The sequence below is a fragment of the Actinoplanes sp. NPDC049668 genome (assembly GCF_044465445.1).
In the GTDB taxonomy this organism is placed as follows: domain Bacteria; phylum Actinomycetota; class Actinomycetes; order Mycobacteriales; family Micromonosporaceae; genus Actinoplanes.
This window is the reverse complement of record NZ_JBITLR010000017.1, coordinates 1-18,338: the sequence shown is the minus strand read 5'-3', so window position 1 is coordinate 18,338 and position 18,338 is coordinate 1. Positions and strand designations below refer to the sequence as shown.

Annotated in this window: 17 protein-coding genes; 9 read left to right on the top strand and 8 right to left on the bottom strand. The window is 66.7% G+C overall.

Annotated features, from left to right (window positions below; translation table 11 throughout):
• Positions 1 to 1,293 precede the first annotated feature (1,293 nt).
• Together ACIBSW_RS40520 and ACIBSW_RS40515 are read left to right on the top strand one after the other, a co-directional pair.
• A complete protein-coding gene (locus ACIBSW_RS40520) occupies positions 1,294 to 2,622 on the top strand; it encodes a helix-turn-helix transcriptional regulator (RefSeq protein WP_354725818.1) in 1,329 nt (442 codons plus the stop codon).
• A gap of 2 nt (positions 2,623 to 2,624) precedes the next feature.
• Entirely contained in the window at positions 2,625 to 3,179 is a 555-nt protein-coding gene (locus ACIBSW_RS40515; protein WP_354725816.1) for a GNAT family N-acetyltransferase, read from the top strand.
• A gap of 486 nt (positions 3,180 to 3,665) precedes the next feature.
• Here ACIBSW_RS40515 and ACIBSW_RS40510 read toward each other — a convergent pair whose 3' ends face one another.
• A complete protein-coding gene (locus ACIBSW_RS40510) occupies positions 3,666 to 4,178 on the bottom strand; it encodes an NUDIX hydrolase (RefSeq protein ID WP_354725814.1) in 513 nt (170 codons plus the stop codon).
• A gap of 723 nt (positions 4,179 to 4,901) precedes the next feature.
• Between ACIBSW_RS40510 and ACIBSW_RS40505 the strand changes: the two genes are divergently transcribed.
• Positions 4,902 to 5,255: a hypothetical protein gene (locus ACIBSW_RS40505; protein WP_354725812.1), complete on the top strand. Its 354-nt coding sequence runs from the start codon at positions 4,902 to 4,904 to the stop codon at positions 5,253 to 5,255.
• Positions 5,256 to 5,828 carry a sigma-70 family RNA polymerase sigma factor gene (locus ACIBSW_RS40500; RefSeq protein WP_354725810.1) on the top strand — a complete coding sequence of 191 codons (573 nt, stop codon included), beginning with the start codon at positions 5,256 to 5,258 and terminating at the stop codon, positions 5,826 to 5,828.
• 227 nt (positions 5,829 to 6,055) lie between these two features.
• Here ACIBSW_RS40500 and ACIBSW_RS40495 read toward each other — a convergent pair whose 3' ends face one another.
• From ACIBSW_RS40495 to ACIBSW_RS40485, 3 genes are all read right to left on the bottom strand, one after another.
• The gene (locus ACIBSW_RS40495; RefSeq protein WP_354725808.1) at positions 6,056 to 7,123 is read right to left on the bottom strand and encodes a hypothetical protein; all 1,068 of its coding nucleotides are present in this window, start codon (positions 7,121 to 7,123) and stop codon (positions 6,056 to 6,058) included.
• Positions 7,120 to 7,686 carry a sigma-70 family RNA polymerase sigma factor gene (locus ACIBSW_RS40490; protein WP_354725806.1) on the bottom strand — a complete coding sequence of 189 codons (567 nt, stop codon included), beginning with the start codon at positions 7,684 to 7,686 and terminating at the stop codon, positions 7,120 to 7,122. Before ACIBSW_RS40490 ends, ACIBSW_RS40495 begins: the two co-directional genes overlap by 4 nt.
• Before the next feature lie 782 nt (positions 7,687 to 8,468).
• Positions 8,469 to 9,944 carry a nucleoside triphosphate pyrophosphohydrolase family protein gene (locus ACIBSW_RS40485; protein WP_354725824.1) on the bottom strand — a complete coding sequence of 492 codons (1,476 nt, stop codon included), beginning with the start codon at positions 9,942 to 9,944 and terminating at the stop codon, positions 8,469 to 8,471.
• 133 nt (positions 9,945 to 10,077) lie between these two features.
• On the opposite strand from ACIBSW_RS40485, the gene ACIBSW_RS40480 reads away from it, so the two are divergent.
• Genes ACIBSW_RS40480 through ACIBSW_RS40465 form a run of 4 tightly spaced genes read left to right on the top strand, consistent with a single transcriptional unit; the run spans position 10,078 to position 12,540 of the window.
• Positions 10,078 to 10,365: an acyl carrier protein gene (locus ACIBSW_RS40480; protein ID WP_354725804.1), complete on the top strand. Its 288-nt coding sequence runs from the start codon at positions 10,078 to 10,080 to the stop codon at positions 10,363 to 10,365.
• Positions 10,366 to 10,367: 2 nt separating this feature from the next.
• On the top strand, positions 10,368 to 10,802 hold the full coding sequence (locus ACIBSW_RS40475; protein WP_354725802.1) for a helix-turn-helix domain-containing protein: 435 nt from the start codon (positions 10,368 to 10,370) through the stop codon (positions 10,800 to 10,802).
• On the top strand, positions 10,799 to 11,746 hold the full coding sequence (locus ACIBSW_RS40470) for an ImmA/IrrE family metallo-endopeptidase (RefSeq protein WP_354725800.1): 948 nt from the start codon (positions 10,799 to 10,801) through the stop codon (positions 11,744 to 11,746). The genes ACIBSW_RS40475 and ACIBSW_RS40470 overlap by 4 nt, the downstream gene beginning before the upstream one ends.
• Positions 11,743 to 12,540 carry a hypothetical protein gene (locus ACIBSW_RS40465; RefSeq protein ID WP_354725798.1) on the top strand — a complete coding sequence of 266 codons (798 nt, stop codon included), beginning with the start codon at positions 11,743 to 11,745 and terminating at the stop codon, positions 12,538 to 12,540. Before ACIBSW_RS40470 ends, ACIBSW_RS40465 begins: the two co-directional genes overlap by 4 nt.
• A 21-nt stretch (positions 12,541 to 12,561) precedes the next feature.
• On the opposite strand, the gene ACIBSW_RS40460 is transcribed toward ACIBSW_RS40465, so the two are convergent.
• The 4 genes from ACIBSW_RS40460 to ACIBSW_RS40445 form a co-directional block, all read right to left on the bottom strand.
• Positions 12,562 to 12,813, bottom strand: a complete 252-nt coding sequence (locus ACIBSW_RS40460; protein WP_354725796.1) for a hypothetical protein — start codon at positions 12,811 to 12,813, stop codon at positions 12,562 to 12,564.
• Between the two features lie 35 nt (positions 12,814 to 12,848).
• A complete protein-coding gene (locus ACIBSW_RS40455; RefSeq protein WP_354725794.1) occupies positions 12,849 to 13,862 on the bottom strand; it encodes a nucleotide kinase domain-containing protein in 1,014 nt (337 codons plus the stop codon).
• Positions 13,863 to 14,463: 601 nt separating this feature from the next.
• Entirely contained in the window at positions 14,464 to 14,691 is a 228-nt protein-coding gene (locus ACIBSW_RS40450; protein WP_354725792.1) for a hypothetical protein, read from the bottom strand.
• Positions 14,692 to 14,731: 40 nt separating this feature from the next.
• Positions 14,732 to 15,457 carry a hypothetical protein gene (locus tag ACIBSW_RS40445; protein WP_354725790.1) on the bottom strand — a complete coding sequence of 242 codons (726 nt, stop codon included), beginning with the start codon at positions 15,455 to 15,457 and terminating at the stop codon, positions 14,732 to 14,734.
• A 634-nt stretch (positions 15,458 to 16,091) separates the two neighbouring features.
• Here ACIBSW_RS40445 and ACIBSW_RS40440 point away from each other — a divergent pair.
• Positions 16,092 to 16,802: a hypothetical protein gene (locus tag ACIBSW_RS40440; RefSeq protein WP_354725788.1), complete on the top strand. Its 711-nt coding sequence runs from the start codon at positions 16,092 to 16,094 to the stop codon at positions 16,800 to 16,802.
• The last annotated feature ends 1,536 nt before the right edge of the window (positions 16,803 to 18,338 follow it).

Genomic DNA, 18,338 nt, shown 5'->3' with positions numbered 1-18,338 from the left:
CGCCGAGGGCTGCCCGGACGGCAGACATGCCTGTGGCGGTGGCTCGAGGTGGCTGGACGAAGCGGGATACACGGAAGGTTGCGGCGCTCGCACCGACGGTTCTGGAAAGCGCGGCGCAGCTGGACGCGCCGGCTGGACGCCGTAGCGGCTGGGCCAATCGGCCGGCCACGGGTCACCAGTCTGCGAGACCGCGGGCCGTACGTCCGACGAGACGGCGTCATCGGCCGCGTGGCGGGCGCCGGCCTGGCCCTCGGGTAGCGGCCGGCCGCGTGTCCGTCGCGGATAGGTCAGGTCTGCCGCCACCCTTCGAGGGCCCCCGAAGGGTTCAAAGTCGTCGGCGGAGGTGGGGTGCATGACGGTGCCTCCTTGAGGGTCGCGGGCGGTAACGGGATCAGGAGTGGGGAGCCGGGCGCAGCAACCCGTGGCGACGTACGAGGTACGCCCGGCCCTCCACCACGACCTGACCGATCGGGTCTCCCGGGGTACGGGTCGGTCAGGTACTACGCCTGGTCACGGCGCCAGCAAGCGCGCTACCGCCGTGGCCAGGAGCTAGCGATGCAGCACGAAGGCGCGCGCCATCGGCGCGACGGCGCTGGGCCCTCGTGCTACGGAGTGGTGCGGCTCGTGCAGGGCGACAACAAAGGTGCCGGTCGAGGTCCGGTGGTCAGAACGTCATCTTCGGTGGTACCTGGGCGGCGATGAGGGTGACGTCTTCCTCGTCCGCGCCCACCAGGACAAAGATCGCCGTGCCTGGCAAATCTATTGACGAGGCTGCAGCGCGCAGCGCAGCGTCGATACTTCGCTCTAGTGACTGGCCGTCCAACGGCCGAGACCGGCAGCCGCAGGGCGATCGGTAGGCGGGGCCAGCCAGTGCACCCACAACCTGATACACCCGGTTGCCGCACCCGCGGCACAACAGTGCAGACGAGAGCTGCATCCCGGCAACCGGCACGGACCTTCTCTCTAACCGTGGCGAATCGTCGCTGACGGTAGTGATGATCTCTGGGCGTGGGCCCGCTGCCACCTGCGGGGTAGGGCTAGGCAGCGGGACCTGGTTCGACGTCCGCTGACGGTCATACCCCGTCGATACGAGCATGTCCGTCACCTCCGCCTGTTCGGAACCCATCGATCTCATTCATCGACAGGGATGAGCCTGCTTGCGTGGTGGATGCGCCACGCGTTGTTCCGAGATCCAATGTTCACCCGTACGCTGCGTTCTACGGAAGACACTCCCCGTCCCAACCCTGTCCCATTCGGATGGGACAGATCTGCAGACTCGATGCTGGAGCGGACATGATCGACCGTGACGAAACGTTCGCCGACGCGCTGCGCCGGTTGATGCGAGCCCAGGAATTGACGGTGCGCGGGCTTGAATCGAGAGTGCCGATGTCGCGCGCTAAGCTCGGCCGACTCGTCAACGGAACCGCAACGGTTACCGAGGAAGACGCGGCAATCTTGGATGACGCCCTACACGCGGGCCTAACCTTGGTCATAGCGGGCCGCAGGGATCGCGAGGCGGCCGCGGCGAAGGTGCTGCTGGGACCCAACCGATATACCGACGTTGTTGTCCTCCTCGGTGGCGGCACCGGAGGGCAAGAGGTGAGTGACGTGGACCGACGTGGATTTATGCGGGCCGGGTTGGGCGCGGCCACGCTATTGCTTGAGTTGGGCCGATTGGGCCTGGGCGAGGCCATGTCGTCACGGGGCGACCTGTCGGCAGCCGATTGGGAAGCGACCGTCACGGAGCATGGCTTCGGCTACATGACGACGCCGCCGCACGAGCTTCTGAAGACGCTCATGGTTGACGTGGTGGCAATTCAGTACGCAGTGAACGGTGAACCGGAAGACAGCGTCCGGGCGAAGGACTTGCAACGCTGCGCGGCGTTGCTCGCCGCGCTGACGGCGATGACGGTCGCCAACCTTGGAGATCTGCGGGAAGGTCAACGGTGGTGGCGCACGGCTCGGGATCTAGCTGACCGGTCGACGGATCCCGTCACCCGGGCATGGGTTCGCGGCAGGGAGATCGTTCGGGCGATGTACGAGCAGCGACCGATCGGGTCGATCTTGCACTTGACCGAGACATACGAGGGAGAGCTGGCCGGCGCCCCGCGGGACGCCATGCCGGAGTTCCTCGGTGGCAAGGCCCAGGCGTTGGCGCTGGCCGGGCGCACTAGCGAGGCGAACGCCGTGTTGCCGGTGTTCTTGACCGTCTGCGCAGACCTTCCGGCTCGAGTCACGTCGATCGGCGCATCGGTGTTCGGCTGGTCGGAAGTCCGGCAGAATTTCACCGAGTCCTTCGTTCACTCGTTCAACGGCAACTTCGCCCAGGCCGCCGCCGCACAGGATGCCGCAGTGGCTCTCTACCCGAGCGAGTACGTGCGTGGGCCGGCGCAAATCGAGCTGCAACGGGCGTTGTGCCTCGCCCGGATGGGTGACTCCGCAGGCGCAGCTTCGCACGCCCTGGGAGCGCTATCACAGCTGCCGTCGGCCGACCACATCCGGCCGATCGTCGACCTCGCGCACCGTGTCGACAGGTCGATCGAACCGGCCGATAGCGGACTCACCGAGGTGGTCGCATACCGCGACTATCTGGCAACGACCCGGCAGATCGAGGCGGCCTGAACATGACCTCGGCAACCGGCCGCCTTACTCTGCGTCATCACGGCCCGCAAGACGCGCTCACCATGCGCGATGTCCTGGTGCCGGTCTACGTCGCGACCCACGCACACCTGGTTGGTGTCGATCCGTGGAACGCTCCGGAGAAGTGGTGGGAACGGCTCAGCGGCACCTACTCCAGAACGCGAGACTTCGGCCTGGTCACCGGCTGGCATGGCGATGAGCTCGCGGGATATGCGTTCGGCAGCCCGAACGACACCGGCCGCCTGTGGCCTGCGATCGACGCCGTGTTCCCGCATCTGCAGCAGGCCGGGCCGGTTTACATCTATCGCGAGTTCGCCGTACGCCCAGATCTTCAGCGGCGGGGCTACGGCAGGATGATCCACGATGAGCTGCTGCGCGGCCGACCTGAGCAGGCCGCTCACTTACTACTGCGCAAGGACAACGATTCGGCACGTGCCGCCTACCTGGCATGGGGCTGGAAGCCCGCAGGGGAAGTGAAGCCGTTCTCAGATTCCGAGACCTTCGACGCGATGGTTCTCGACATGACTACCCGCCCGTGAGTTAGGCACGCCGGTGAAGCCGGGGACTCGCAGGATCACTGTGGCGGTGTAGCGCGCGGCGTGACAGAGCGGATCGGCGTGTGGCGCAGCGCTGGCAGCCCGAATATTGATCTCTCGGAGGGGCGGCGTTCCTGGCCGATACCGCCGCTGAACGTGCGCACCTGGAGCGGGTCGCGTCTATTTCAACGCGATGGTCATGGTGTTTGCGATGAGCGAAGAGGCTGCCGCTGCGTGGGCGACAAGGACGGCGTGAAGTCCGGCCTCCAGATGAGCGCATTGGTTGCACTGACCTCGCAGTGTTGCGCGGAACGCGCGGTGCTCTTCGAGCAGCGGGTCCGCCAGCGGCAGTGCGAGGCGGGTGACGTTGCCGGGCGCTACGCCGCCGTAGGTCAGTTGATCAGCCGTCGGCGCCGGGGCGCCATGCTTTCACCACGTCAGTGGTGCGGTGATCGTGTCGGCAATGAGGCTGCAGGAAGGGCCCGGCGGTCAGTGCGCGGGGTTGGTGGGATCCCACCCGTGGTGCAGGTAGGCGGTGCTTCGGGTACGCAACGCGTCCGCGCAGGCGTGCAGCCGGCGGGCCATGTGCGACGCCACGAGCTCGTCCCACTGCTGTGGCCCGGCCAGACGCCATTCGCTGAGCTCGTCGGCCTGCAGGCGCAGTTGCTGCTCTGCCTGGTCTTGGGTGATGCGACCGCCGTCGAAAAGGAAGTTCGCCAACGCGGGCCTGCCGTCGGGTTGCGGGGGAGCCCAGTCGACGACCAGGAGCCGGCCCGGCGCCAGGTCCAGTCCGAGTTCTTCCTTGACCTCCCGGCAGGCTGCCTGCCAGGGGTATTCGTCTTCCTCCAGCGCACCGCCGGGGATCTCCCAGGTGTCGGTACGGTAGCTGGGCCGTACGAGCAGGAACCGGCCGTGCTCGTCGTGCAGGATGGCGCCGGCACCGGTGATGCTCTTCGGCAGGCTGGCGTAGTACTCCGCAGGAGGTAACGGGGCTCGACTCATGCCGCGCGACGCTAGCCAACCCCGCCCAGCCGCGCACTCCTGCCACCCGGAGCGCCTCGAACGGGTGACCGGCCAGATCGTCAGTCAACGGCGGGGTGATCGGGGTCGCCGAGTAGGAGCAGCGCGTCGCTCTGGTGGGCGTATCCGCGTGAGCAGCGCATGCAGTGCAACGTGTCGCTTCACTGGAGCGGCAGCGCACGGGTTGCAGGCGCCATGGACCGCCTCGGCATTCCCGGGCCTGGAGATCTTGAGACTCAACTCGCCCGTGACGCCGACAGCACTGAGAGTGACTGGGCCCGCCGGCCGGAAACACCTTGGTCGAGTGAAGCCGGCGGGCCCTCCCGGGACACAGTCAAGAACCATGCCCACGTCGTGGCGGCTCGGTGACGCTCAGGGAGCCGCGCATACCCAAGAGTCGCGCGCAGATGGAGAACCGTGCAAACCAAAGAGCGTGCCGCACCTCACATCCTCCTTCGCGACTAGTTCTTCCTCGTCGCACAGTTGTCGAGCGCTGTGACCGAAGCGTGCAAAGGTTCAGCACACTTTTCTGGTGGTGTTGTTCACCGGCGAAAACGCTGGCCTCCGCGGGTCGTGACCTTTCTCGCCCCAGTAATATGAGTCCACTGTCAACGACTGGGCTCGCCAACGGAAACTTTTGGTCGAGTGAAGAAGGCGGCCCTCCCGGGACAGGTCCTATTGATCAAACGAAGGACCAAGAACCGCATGTCCAGCCCCAACCGGGGCGGTGAGGCGCGCGCGCCTCGCCCGACCCCGCGCAAGAAGAACGTCCCGGAGCCCCGCCAGGCGGTCGAGCCGGTCGCCCCACAGGCACCGGCCCTCGACAGCACGCCCGAGGCGAAGCCGGCGGGCAAGAAGTTCACGCTCGTCGCGGGCGGCAGCCTCACGACCCTGCTCACCTCGTCGGTCGTCCAGGCGTTCGACCTGGTCCCGGCTCACCTCCACGCCGAGCTCAACGGAGCGTCGGCGGTGGTGGCTACGGCCGCGCTCAGCTACATCCTGCGCAGCCTGATCCCGAAGCGGGGCTCGTTCAGGTTCACCTGGGACATCGGGGACTAGATGTCCGAGATCGCGACGACCGATCGCGACGACCCGTTCGGCGCCCTGTCTGACGACGGGGCGCCGAACCAGGGCGGCTACGTCGCGTTCGGTGACCGGGCGTTCAGCCAGTTCTACGCGGACCACTTTGATCCCCTGACCTGGATGGCGATGTCTCTGCATCGGGTTGATCTTCACCGCGGGCGTGACATTGTCCAGGACGCCATGATCGACACCTTTCGCAACTGGCGGACGATCAACGATCCCGGCGCATTTGCACGGCAGGCTGTCCGTTGGCGAGGAATTGATCATCTTCGGAAATTGCAGGGTGGCGTCTGGGATCTTGCGGCCGAATACCGGCTGCAGCAAATTCCCGCCGCTCCCGCTGAAACCGCCATCGACACCATCGGGATCACAGAGATGATCGCGCAGTTGCCTCCGCGGCAGGCTCAGATCTTCGCTCTCTGCGTCGACGGGCTCTCGCCGACCGAGATCGGGGACGAGCTTGGGCTCACCGCGACGACTGTCAGGTCGAACCTGCGGCACGCTCGAGAGCGGCTAAGGGCGTTGCTGTCCGAGCGGGACGACGAGTGACGAGGCCGGCCGCGGCGGGTTAGAGCACCGGCGAGCCCGGTGGCGTCGTGACCGAGGGCGCACTACTAGGCCAGGGCTGACGGCCGCGAATCGACAACCAAAGAGGTGGGCGGGTCCTTCTGGGACCCGCCCACCTCATATCTGGAACTCAACGTTATCCGGTCAAATAATGCCTCAAGTGCTGGCTACAAGTCGGTCCCACTAACGGCGGGCAAGAGTTGATCGCACTAATCCTTGGTGCGTCTGGCGCCTCGGCCGGCGCCCAGGTTCGGTGGTCTCTGCGGGGCCGGCCGCATCACGAGCACTCGCTGGCGGCGGCGCGAACCATGCGCTGCCCCTCGGCTGGCCCTGACGGAAGGTGGCCGTTGGTCGTCACCTTCGCTGCTTACATCTGGATCGTGGTCCGCAGCGTAAGGTTCGTCCTCGACGTCGATCGCGCTGTCCAGCGCAATCGCCGATGGAGAACCGGTCATTCCTGCTGGGCAGAACGGCCTGGGTTGCACCCCGTCCGGCTCTGCGAGTTCCGAGTCAGCGGTCGCCGGGCTCGTTGACGAAGAACATCTGACTCTCTCCCGCACTTTCGCCGCTGAGAGCCAACCAGGTCGTCTTGCCGGCTCAGCCCAAGCCGGGGCCTCTTCGCTTTGGCCGCCCAGATCATCATCGCGCCACCAGGAGCCTCGTGATTCACGGCTACGTTCATCACCGCTCACCTCCTCCCGCAGCCGCCCGAAGCCGAACCACCTGGTCAACATCAACGCGCTCATGGCGCCGACGAGCGCAGCGCTCATACTCGTGACCGACAAGACGATCGCGCTGCCCTTGACGGACAAGACGGCCGCGCCGATTCCGGCCGGAATCAGAATCGCAGCGAGCCCTCCTCCGACTTGAAGAGCAAGGACAGCCTTGGCCCGTCGGCCCCAGTGCCTGATTACCGCTGGACTGTCCCGCAGGCGGGGCCTTCTGCGGTATTCAAGGGCCCAGGGGCCTGGGCCCGACGCGTCGCGCCGAGCCCAAAGCCCTGAATGGACCGTCACCAGGACCGTGGCCTCGCCGATGGTCGTGGTCTCGTCGAAAACCGCGCGGATCGCTTCGTCGGTGCCGTTGCTGCCGCCACTGGCATGGTCGACGGCGACGGCCTTCTGCGCGACGCTCTGCTTCAGCCGGACCAGATCGGCCTCGGTGTCCACCACATCATCCACGGCGGCGCGGATGCCCGTGTTGACACCGCGCAGCCAGCTGTCGAATTCGGCGTCGGTCACGTCCGACTGCTGGTGGTCAACATGCATATCGTTCACTGCCCGGCCTCCTTCCTTCCCGTTGCCGAGGTGTTGCTGGGAACCCGGGCCGCCAGCGCCTTGCGCACAGCGGCCCGCGCATGCCGCAGGTTCGATCGCACCGTCGACTCGGGCTTGCCGATGGACCCGGCGATCTCCGCGGTTCCAAACCCGTCGGCATGCCAGGCAAAGACCCGACGCTGCTCATAGGGCAGATCCTGCATGATCTGGATCAACCACCGAGCCTGGTCTCTCAGAAGAACCTGCTCGACACCAGGGAAGGCACGCTCAGCCGCCCAGTCGACTAACCGGAGCTTCTCGAGCTCGATCCCTGTTCTCGCGCGGCTGCGCACATACTTGCGTTCCGCTACCCGCCGGGCATAGGCCGCCGGGTTCGAACCACCGATCCGGTCCCAACGCATGAAGATCTCCTCCATCGCGTCCTGGGCGGCATCCTCCGCCTCCACGGGCTCGGCACCGAGCTTCAACACGAAGCCGATCAACGGCGTCTTGTCGGAGCGGTAGTAGTCATCGAAGCTGCCGACCGTCTCGGGCGGTGGCACCTCGACCTGGCCACGCACCACGCGACCCTCCTGTCAGATGGACCTTGAACAACGCTGTTCCAGAGACGCTCACGACGAGCGACCTCCCTGGTGAGGGGGTGTGGTGTCGACGGGCACCCCCGAGGCCTTTTGAGCACTCGAACGACGCGCCGTCACCCATCTCAAGCAACGGGCCGGCCGATCCGTGCAAATCTCCGCCAAGATTTTTGATGCCGAGTTTCGAGCAGGCCCACGCAGGGCATCCCGGATCCGCAATCGGTCACCCTACGTGAGCAAAGTGGATCTCCGCATGGTCCGCCTAAGACCCATCTGCGGGAATCCTCATTTTGACCGGGTGCCCGCGCCTGCCGATCGGGCTGGTGAAGCCCTTTGGCGGCGGGCCTGCCACGCAGAGCAGCCCGCCGCCGAACACCGAACCAAGGCCTGCTGTTCAGGCCCGCGGGTCGCCAGACGACTGCGCCTGGGCAGCCAGCTGGCGACTCGCCCTAACCCGGCCCGTCCCGCTCTGCTGATCAGGTCGGCGTGGATGCTTTGGAAGATCGGCTGGTGGGACGCTCGGCGGCGAGGAAGATCTCGACGGGCACGCGGTAGTAAACCGGTCCGACTTTCGTGCGGACAATGAACCCCCGGGGCAGACGGCCGCCGTTGCCAGGACTCGCCTCGGGGCCGAACCCGGCCTGGCGCCGAGACGTCGAATCGGTGCCGGGGGAACCGTTCCTGTGCGACGGTGACGGCGACCGGGTGTAGTTGTCGGTGTCGATGAAGGTCAGATCAGGTTTCGGCGGCGAGGCGGGCTTGAATTCTCATTTATGCGCATAACAGATTAATGCCGCGTAGGTCTCAGCCTGTGTTTCGCGCAGCACGGCGATGGCGCGTACGGCGTGGGTGGCCAGGTCGACTGCCAGACGGGCACGGGTCGCTAGGGGCGCGGCCGACCCGTTGGCGGAGAAGCACGCCTCAAGTTCCGTGAAGGTCCGGTCGACGTCGGCGGCGACCGGGGTCAGCGATGGGGAGGCGATGACCTCGGTGAGCGCAGTGAGGTCGAACACGGTGAGCAGCTGTTCCAGCCCGTCGGGTCCCTCGCTCCACGGACCTGCCGCGGTCGAGCGGTCGGGAAGGTTGGGCACTGCCGCGGGGTCTTGGTCGGCAAGGTAGGTGAGGTATTTGAGGGCATAGACGAACAGGTCGGCCGCGGTGTCGACGGCGCTCTCGTCGGCGGTCGTCACGCCGCTGTCGGCGACGAGCGTGAGTCGGTCGACTTTGCGGGCGATGTTGGCCAGGATCGAGATCTGCTCGCCGCGGCGCTTCCACGAGTCGCCGTAGGCGGCGTCCTTGGCGCGGTGGAGGTTGATGACCGCCTGCCGGAGATCACTGGCGTCGGAAGCCGAGGCCGCCGTGGGCAGTTCGTGGTCGCCGTCGGAGTCGAGCACGACCAGGGTCTGGAGGTCGAGGTCGAGCCGCACGGTGCCGCCGCCGCGGCGGCGCAGCTCGCGCCAGGCCGTGAAGCCGGTGAGGATGGCCTTCTCCCAGTCGGCGGCGCGGTGGGCAGCGACCTCCAGGTGGGCAACCATTCCCGTGATCGTGTTCAGCACGTCGTTGTCGACATGGCTCTTGCCCTCGAGGTATTCGTGGCGACTGGCGTAGCCGAACACCAGCGCCGAGATGCCCTCCTCGATGACGACCGCGCGGCCGCCGTCCTCGGCTTCGTCGGTCTCCGGATTGCTGCGCCGCTTCCGCTTGAGCAGCGCCCGCATGACCGGCGACCAGCCCAGGACGGCGGCATACGACAGGTGGAAGACGTCGTGGAAGCAGTAGCCGTCGGCGATGTGCGAAGCGTCGGTGATCGGGTCGCCGACCTGCTCGCCGGCGCAGGAGAGCACCGAGACGTCGCGGCCCTCCGTCGTGATCACGGTGAAGGTGAAGTCGGCCCGCCGCGGGAGCTGTTCGGTCGGCTCGAGGTCGGCGTCGAACGGGATCGAGGACGCCGGGCTCGGCCGCCACCGGTCGGTGATCTTGGCGAGGTTGGCCGTCGCGATGTCGCCGAGGTCGAGGTCGAGAAGGCCGGCCACGGTCGTCAGGTACCAGAGGACGTCGCCGAGCTTTTCGCGCATGCGGGCACGGAACTGCGGGTCGGCAGGCCCGTCGCGCAGCTGCTTCTTGTAGGCGTTCATGACCGCCCCGGCCTCGCCCGCCAGGCCGAGCAGCGGGACGACCAGGGAATCACCGCCCCTGCGGACGGGTTGGATCGTCTTGGCTGCGGCGCGCTGGTACGTCGCCATCTCCACGTCGAGACCCCCTGAATGATGTTGGAAATGCCATCAAGATCGCGAATCCTGATTGCTGAGGCTACGATACTCCGAGTAGAGTCCATCGCAACGATGACTTTTCGGACGACGAAATAGGGGCGAGTACGTGGAGAGCGTGACCGGTCCAACCTTGGACGAAATCGTTGACGTGGTGGTGCGGCTGCTCGCGCTGGAGCGCGGCCAGGAAGAGGCCGAGATTCGCGAGGAGCTCGAGGAGGGCGGCGCCGAGCTGCCCATCGACTCGTTGCGTCTCGTGGAGATCCTGACGCGGCTGGAGCAGGAACTCGGCGTGGAGATTCCGGCTGACGTCGACTCGGCCAAGGCGATGCGCTCGGTACGCGACTTCGCCACGATCGTGCGGGACGCCGTCGTCACCGGCGACAGGAGTGCATGATCATGACGACCAACCCCAACACCGAACGACCGGGTGGCGACTCGGCCGTTCTCAGCGAGCGGCTCCGGCGGATCCGCGAGTATCTCAACTTCACCCAGCAGTGGGTCTCCGACCAGACCGGGATCTCCCGGGTCGCGATCAGCGAGATCGAGCGAGGCGCCCGCAAGGTCGACAGCATCGAGCTGAAGAAGTTGGCCCGGCTGTACCGGTACCCGGTCGGCTACTTCTTGGACGAGGACGTCGACGCGATCCCGGCCACGCACGCCGTCGCCGGGCTGCCACGCCGGCTCAACAACCTGCGGCAAGAAGACCTGACCCAGGTCATGAAGTTCGCCCAGTTCCTCGAGCAGTCCTACGAGTCCGACGCCGAAGCCAAGGCCGCGGGCGAAGACGAGCCGCACCGCTCCGTTCCGCAGCGTCGGGGGTCGGCCTCGTGAACTGGCTGATCGCCCACCGGGTCGCCAGCATCGCGGCGGCGAACCTCCACCACCGGCTCGGGCTGCCCGAGGACGGCTACGTCGACGTGTTCGAGGCGCTGCGCCGCAGCGGACTCATGGTCAAGGGCGACGAGATGCCCAACCTGTTCGGCGCCTACATGCCGCCCGGCCCCGGACGGCATGGCGGGATCCTGCTGAACTCGACCATGAGCGAGGCGACGATCCGGCACACCGGCGCGCACGAACTCGGTCACGCCGAGATGGGCCACGAGCGCTGCCTGGCCGACGGCCCGGACCTGTTCACCGGCCTACCGCGCAACAAATGGCCGGACGAGGAGAAGCAGGCCGAGGCCTTCGCCGCCTGGTTCCTCATGCCGATCCGGGCAGTCAAGACCATCTTGATCCGGCTCGGTCTCGACATCCCCCGCGAGGCCGCCGACGTTTACCAGATGTCGCTGCACCTGGGCACCTCCTTCCGCGGCGCCGTGCGCCACCTGCAGCACCTGCACATGGCCACGCCCGACGTCGCGGCGGGATGGCGCAGCGTGCAGCCGGCGCGGCTGCGAGCCCGGGTGAGCGGGCAGACCGGCCAGCCGCCGGCCCGGGTCTGGGACCTGACCAGCCTGACCGACGGCAGCGACCTGCACGTCGAACAGGGCGACCGGCTGATCGTGCGGACCCCGCGGCTGAGCGACCGCCCCACGTTCACCGGGCCGGCCGCCGTGATGATGCTCGCCGACCCCCTCGCCGTGGAACCCGACGAGGGCGCCGAATTCGACATCGCCGGCAGCATCGACCTGCCATCGACGTTGACGGTGACCTCCCCTGCCGGGCAGACCTTGTGGTCCGGCACCCTCATGCCGACCCCCGAGGACCGCCGAGGGCTGCTCGCCGACGCACACAAGCCGTTGCTGGTCGGGCCGCGGAACGGAGCACGACGATGAGCTTCATGGTCGAGGCCGCCAACATCTCCACCGCCTGGCTGAAGGCTGCCCGGAAGCTCGACGCCCCGCCGAAGCGCAAGGCCATCCACAGCGTCGTCCGGATCGCCGACCCGGTGAGTGAAGACCCGGCGGTCCGCGCCGCCATGGACCAGGTGCTGGCCGAGCAGAACCTGCAGAGCGTCGACACGGTCGCCAACACGATCTTCCCGGCCGCGTTCGCTCGGTCGAGCCGCGACCACGCAGAACTGGTCGAGCGCTACATGAAGATCTACCCGCTGCTCACCACGCGGTACAGCAAGAACAACAAGGGCACCTACTTCGCTCGGATGATCAGCTATCCGTCGGCGCCGAACCCGCGCAAGCGGGGCTCGGGTGGGCCCTGGGATCAGATCAGCGAGGTGATCAGAACGATCAAGGTCGAGCTCAACGGAGGCATCCCCAAGGGAGCCCGCTACGAGATCGGCCTGGGGCTGCCCGACGACGCCAGGAACGTACAGGTCTTCGTTCCGGGCACCGATACCAGCGCGATGGCGTTCCCGTGCCTGAGCCACTGCTCGTTCCAGCAGGAGGGCGAGGAGTACGTACACCTCCTCGCGCACTACCGCTACCAGTACCTAGTAGAGCGTGGCTACGGAAACTTCCTCGGGCTCGGCGGCCTACTGGCCTACGTCGCCGGGAAGACCGGGCTGAAGGTGGGGCAACTGACCGTGGTGGCCGGCATGGCCCAGCTGGAGCCGCCGGTCCTTCCGGTCACGAAGATGCTGGACGACTTCGCCGACCTGGCCGCGGCCTGACACGCCGCGGCGGCTACCCGTTCACGCGACGCGGGTGGCCGCCAACGCACGCTTCACAGCCGGGTCGTGCAGCGCAGCGAGACACCGGTCCGCGAAACTGGAAAACCCCGTCAGGATCTCAGCCAGCGCCGAGTCCTCGCTGACATCGATGTAGCTGCTCTCCACGTGCAGGTCGCGGTGGATGCGGGCGCCGAGGTTGTCCAACGCGGTCGCGAGCACGGTCACCGCGTCGGCGTACGAGAGGTCGTCGTCACTCTGCTGGCCATTCGGCATCTGGTGCTCCTTGGGTAGTGCGGACGAGCTGGTGATCATGCCGTACCCGCCGGCGCGCCGACCAGACGATCATTGATTCCCCACTTCGGTGGGAACCAAGCAGTCAGCGGCCGGGCGTCATGGCGGTAGTGCTGCTTGATCTGGGTTCGGCCACTGATTCCGGTGATGTCGGGATGCGCCAGCCGGGCGTACTTGTCGACCTCGCAGAAGAGGTTCTGGCAGTCGATCAGCTGAAGGCGACGCCCACCCAACGTGGCAAACGACAGCCCCAGCCGGTCGAAGTGGTGTTCCTGCGTATCGGTGACGAAACGGATGATTTCCGCCTCGATCCCATCGGCGGCCTTGCCGAAGCACTTACGGATCCCGTCGCGCGCGCCCGGGCCGGGCACGACGAACTGCATCTCGTCGAAGTCCAGGCCGGCCGCGTAGTTGAGATCAATCGCGAACTGGTATGCGAGGAAATTTCCGAATGCCGGAAAAGATCGCAGGGTTTCGAAGACCTCACGCAGGCTGCCGGCATCCGCGATACGCGCCGGCGCCGCGGACGACATCATCAGCTCCAGGAGCCGCAGATGGTTGCGATGTTTGCGCAGCTCGCCCAGTTGCGGCGGCGGAATGACGTACGCGGCCGAGTAGAGCCGCTCCCCGGCGGCGAAGGCGTCCGTGAGCACGCGGTCCATGGCGGCGAAGTCGTACGCACGCCACGCCACCGCGCCGAACGCCTCGGATAGCCGCTGCCAGGTGGAGTAGCGGTTGAACAGCTTGAACAACACCGTTCGATAGAAGACCTCAGCCCAATCCTGATCGCCGCTGTAGATCACTTCGCGGATCAGTTGCTGGCTGACGCGGTCCGCCGCGCGGTAGCAGTTCGTGAACCTGTAGTGACTCAGGATCGGATCGCGCGTCCACGGCTCGGTGTCGCCGCGTAACCGCCGCAGGTAGATGTCTTGGCGGGCCTGCGCAAACCGCCAGTAGGTGTCGAACACCGGGCTCGGGGTCAGGCGGCGGCCCGCGACGGTGACCGTCCACCGATCCGCCTGCGCGCGCACTCCGTGACCTATGAGACCAGATGACACTTAGCTAATATATATTAGATACGTAGCTCGTTCCAGAGAGGCAGGGCCGGCGGGTGGAGTTGATGAAAGACTCGCCGCGCCGCAACACCTCGGTGCAGTGGCCGATGGAGGTCGACGCCTACCTCGACCACCTCGTACGCCTGGCTGCAAGTCGCGGAGTGGTGATCAGTCGCGCCCAAATGCTGGCGGCAATGGTTTCCGAGGCGAACGCCGACGCCACCGTTATCGGAGCCCTAGCGCAGCGATACCTCGGCGGTTGCCAAGTAGGTGACCTCACCCGCAAGGCAGCAGACACCTCCAAGTTGCCTGCAGTACGACACCGAGGTCGACAGCGCACAGCGCCGAGCTAGGAACAGATCGACCCGCGACGGCCGGCGACCCGCGGACGCCGTTCTGGCACCGCAGCGCGGCCTCATGCTCCCGCTGCAGGGTGACGTCCCGGGTGTGCACGAAGATCGATCGCAGTCGGCCGTGCCGGTCGCGCAGCCCGTTGGTGATGGTCTCAATCCAGCGCCCCTGCCTGGCACGAAGGATCCGGTAGGGTGCCTGCCGAAGCGTTGTTCTGCTGTGAACGTCAACGCCACAGGCGTTTGATGAGCCATTCAACAATCTTCAAAGCGCGCTCGCCACGGTCCGTGTCATCGTCGCTGAGTGCGGCTCTCACCGCGATGACGAAGCAGTAGATGCGCGCGAGGATCCGGAGTGAGAAGGCAATTAGCAGCGCGATTGCCGCGCTGGTGACGACCCAACCGGGCACGGGAAGGTTGCCAAATAGGGCGATAAGCCTCTGGTCGAGCTGCAAGTCGTGCTCCCCTGGACGAGGTCGGGGAGCACGTGCCTGGCTAGGCGATCGCGACCCCGCGGACGAAGTACTTGCACGTCCGCAAGTAGGAGGGCCCGCGAGTAGGACGTCGACGAGCGGTCATCAGTTGGCCGGGCGGCTCAGCCGGGTCCGGCGTCTGCAGAAGACGCGTGGCGCAAGTGACGAGGCGCCGGAACTTGGTGAGGAATCGCGTGCCCATTCGCCCTGGTGCTGTCGCAAGCACTGCCTTCGTCAGCGAGCGGGCTAGGTCACGCAGGGTCGCCCGGTCGGGAGCGCCGGGCCGGTCGAGGTTGGTGCCCTTTCTCGACCGATTCGGCTGCTCCGAACTCAGCAGGATGGGATATCTGGCCTGAAGGCTGCGGTAGAGATCTTCGCTGCGGCTGCAGGAGGCGTCTGTCGATAAAGTCCGCGTCGTTGTGGACACGTCTCGCAATACCTGCACGACAGATGCGAAGATCGCCGTCTTGCCGATACCGGTTGGCATCTCGAGGCGTATGGGCGCGCCGGCGGCCTTGGCACCGCCCAGCAGGACGTGGCCCAGTTCGTGGCAGAGGGCCATGCGGGTGCGCACCGCGTTGGTACGACGAGCGAAGTCACTGCGGATGACGATCGGGGTCTTGGGCTCGAAATCGTCGATCAGATTCGCGAACAGTTCCTCGGCGACTGACGATCGAGCGGAGGCGGACACGGCTACGGTACGGAAGGCGCCCGTGGGCATCTTCTCCGCGTACCAGTGCCTCGTCACGCGCTGACTGTAGGTGCATCACACAAGCAGCAGGGTGCGGCGTCACCCGTTCGTGTTTCGGCGTCGGCTCGCCGGAAACTCCGGCGCCCACCCCGGCCGCGGCTGAGGCGCCGTCCTGGGCGCCCACCAGGCCCATCGAACCTCGGATCCGGGCAGCCCGCGAAGTCTGATCTATTCGAACACCCACCGCGATGGATAGGCGGCGTAGCCTGGATCAGCGCGCTGCGCCGACGACTCAAACGCGCTACCCGACGCCTCGAACCTGGCAGCAGTTGGGCTTCGCTCCCTTACGCGACGGCGTGTACGCATTCGCAAGCCCGCCGCCACCCGCTCGCCGACTTCGGGTTCCATAGTGAGCAAGTAGTGCTGGGCCTCGTTAAGCCAGATCACCGTGTTGGGACCGACCCGCCTTAACGTCGCCGCTGCGGCGTCAGGCCGGGACGGGTCGATCGGATCTGCCGACCGGGCCGCGCTCCGTGGGAGCGCTGAGTCACCGCAGAACCAGGACCCCATCGAGCCGTACTCGGACGGCAGCACGCTGCGCCAAGCGCCACGACGTTCCGGGATCGCACCGTTACCCGCGGAAAACTACAGAGCGTAGATGCTTGGAAAGCTCCTTGTAACCTTGGTGGGCATGAAGGTCGGATACGCGTTCGCCGCGGCCGTGGCAGTGATGGTCGCCACCGCCATATTCGTCCACCTGGTCATGGGTTTCATGGCGCGGCGCAATCGGGGGCGTCACGGCCAGAAAAGTGATGGTCCGCAGTGGAGGGCGGAGCCGCTCGTCGCGCTCGCCGCTCTTGGCGTCGCAGTGTTCCTCGGCTGGCTCGCGCTACCGGCGGGCGCATCGAGAACCGGGACGGCGGGATCACCTCCAGGCACAGCAGCGTCAAACCCGACCGAACCATCGTCCGGGCCAACCGGCACGCCACCATCGGGCCCGACCGGGCCGTCTTCCGAACCATCCAGCACGCCGCCGTCGCGGCCCGCCGTCTACGACGTCGCAGAGATCCTCGACCTAACCGACAGACCGCCGTTCGCCGACCTCAAGGTGAAGGTCAGCGGACTCCCATCGCCGGGTACGCGGCACCTGCTCGTGGCCGAGTTCAACGGCAACTGGCAGCTCAAGGCAGAAATACCGGCGAAGGAGGACACGCACGTACTGCCAGCCGACCTGAGTCGCGCGGACCCCGGCACTTGGCGCAACTTCTACGTCGTGCGCGCCAACGCCGCCGCGGTCAAGGCGTGGGAGGCTAGCAAGGACCGGCCACTGTTGGCGCTCCCCGCCGGAACCAAACCGATCTCCGGCCCCAAGGCCCACCACAAGGCGCTGGCAACCGGCTGACACGCCCTCGCCGGCTGACACCGGCTCCCGAGACCGCGTGCCGTACCCAGGGAGCCGTCCCTGCTTCAGCCTCACCGTCCCCGCGACGACGAGTCCCCGAGATCCCAACCGAATGATAAGGCCCTGACCAGCAGCGATGCCACTCAGGGCCTTGCAGATATCTATATGGTTAAATCGCCCCTCCAAATCCCGGAAGCCGGAACACGATCAGATTCGCCGTGTGCGGGTGCAGTCCGGCCGCGACGGGGTTTGGGCGGCTTGCGGTTGCCGGGGATCGCTTGTCGTCTGGCAGGCCCGAGCCTTCCCAATGATGTGGAAGCTGTCGGGGGCAACGGCCTGCGGGCGCCACACTGCCGGACAGACGGCGCGGTGTCGCTCGCCGGGTGGGCACGGTAGACAGGAGCGCGGAGTGCCGTGTTTCCTCGAGCGGCACAGGCCTGGCGTGGGTGCTCCGTGGGTGCTCGGATGTTCCAGACCCTGGACGGATTTGACGCACGGTTCCTGGATTCGAGTCCTGATTGGATGATCTCCACACGATCACCCTGCGCAATGCATGGGCTGACCTGCCCATACTCGACGGGGTCCGGGCGGACTGGGCGCCGGGAATCAGGACGAGGCGTCGCTACGCTCCGTGGACGAGAAAAGGGGTATAGCTGCGGATTAAAAGTCCTCAGCTCTGCCATTGAGCTAGCAGCCCGCGGGCATCAGATTACCCGACTGGATCTGCTGGGGCCGGGCAGTGGCGCGCGCCCTGGCTGGGCCGACACATACCGTCTCCTGCCTGCACCAACCGCACACCTGCGACGGCTCGGTCCGCGCCTGAGGGGATTGACGTGGTGGGTCGTCGGACGAAGCCTTGGTCGGCAGGACTAGCACCGCTGCGATGCACGTCGTTGCGACCGTCCCTGCCGCCACGCTCAGCGCCGGTGTCGGCATGCTCCTGCCGCTGCTGACCTACCGGCTGTCCGCGCCGGGCGACAGCGCCCCGGCCGCCGATTGCCCTCACTGCCAGACACCGCTGCCAGCAGGACTGCGGGTTGGATCGGACGTACCACCTGCGCGTCCTGCGGGCTTCCGCTCACCGCCGCACCGAGGGCTACGTCGCGGTCACGGCGTTGGCCTTCGCGCTGCTCGGCTGGAGGCTGCCGCGTCTTGACCCGCCGATGCTCCCACCGTCGCCGGTGGCGCCGACAAACTGGCCACCATCGAATCCCCAGTCGAGGCGACCCAGCGGTTGACGCTCAATTCAGCGACAGTAGCGAGGTCAGGTGCTTGCCCTTGAGCCTTCAAGGGCAACAGGTAGTTGGCCCGCCGCACGCCCCGGAGGTTCAGGTGGATGACGCCGCGGTCGAGCGGGTCTCCTCTCGGCATGGCCGACGCACGACGAGCCGCCCGGCGGGTGCCGGGCGGCTCGTGGGGAAGTGCGGGTGGTGCGGGCCGGTCAGGCGATCTTGACGTTGAAGATCGGGTCGGCGGCGAGCTTCTTGAACGCGGTCAGAGCGGTCTTGGTCGAGTTGATGCTGATGTCGCGGTCGC

What these genes read in the sequence shown, in the direction of transcription:
- ACIBSW_RS40485 (WP_354725824.1), bottom strand. Translation starts at nt 9,944, where the DNA reads ATGGCGACGTACCAGCGCGCCGCAGCCAAGACGATCCAACCCGTCCGC.
- ACIBSW_RS40460 (WP_354725796.1), bottom strand. Translation starts at nt 12,813, where the DNA reads ATGCCGAATGGCCAGCAGAGTGACGACGACCTCTCGTACGCCGACGCG.
- ACIBSW_RS40465 (WP_354725798.1), top strand. Translation starts at nt 11,743, where the DNA reads ATGAGCTTCATGGTCGAGGCCGCCAACATCTCCACCGCCTGGCTGAAG.
- ACIBSW_RS40520 (WP_354725818.1), top strand. Translation starts at nt 1,294, where the DNA reads ATGATCGACCGTGACGAAACGTTCGCCGACGCGCTGCGCCGGTTGATG.
- ACIBSW_RS40515 (WP_354725816.1), top strand. Translation starts at nt 2,625, where the DNA reads ATGACCTCGGCAACCGGCCGCCTTACTCTGCGTCATCACGGCCCGCAA.
- ACIBSW_RS40500 (WP_354725810.1), top strand. Translation starts at nt 5,256, where the DNA reads ATGTCCGAGATCGCGACGACCGATCGCGACGACCCGTTCGGCGCCCTG.
- ACIBSW_RS40505 (WP_354725812.1), top strand. Translation starts at nt 4,902, where the DNA reads ATGTCCAGCCCCAACCGGGGCGGTGAGGCGCGCGCGCCTCGCCCGACC.
- ACIBSW_RS40440 (WP_354725788.1), top strand. Translation starts at nt 16,092, where the DNA reads ATGAAGGTCGGATACGCGTTCGCCGCGGCCGTGGCAGTGATGGTCGCC.
- ACIBSW_RS40475 (WP_354725802.1), top strand. Translation starts at nt 10,368, where the DNA reads ATGACGACCAACCCCAACACCGAACGACCGGGTGGCGACTCGGCCGTT.
- ACIBSW_RS40510 (WP_354725814.1), bottom strand. Translation starts at nt 4,178, where the DNA reads ATGAGTCGAGCCCCGTTACCTCCTGCGGAGTACTACGCCAGCCTGCCG.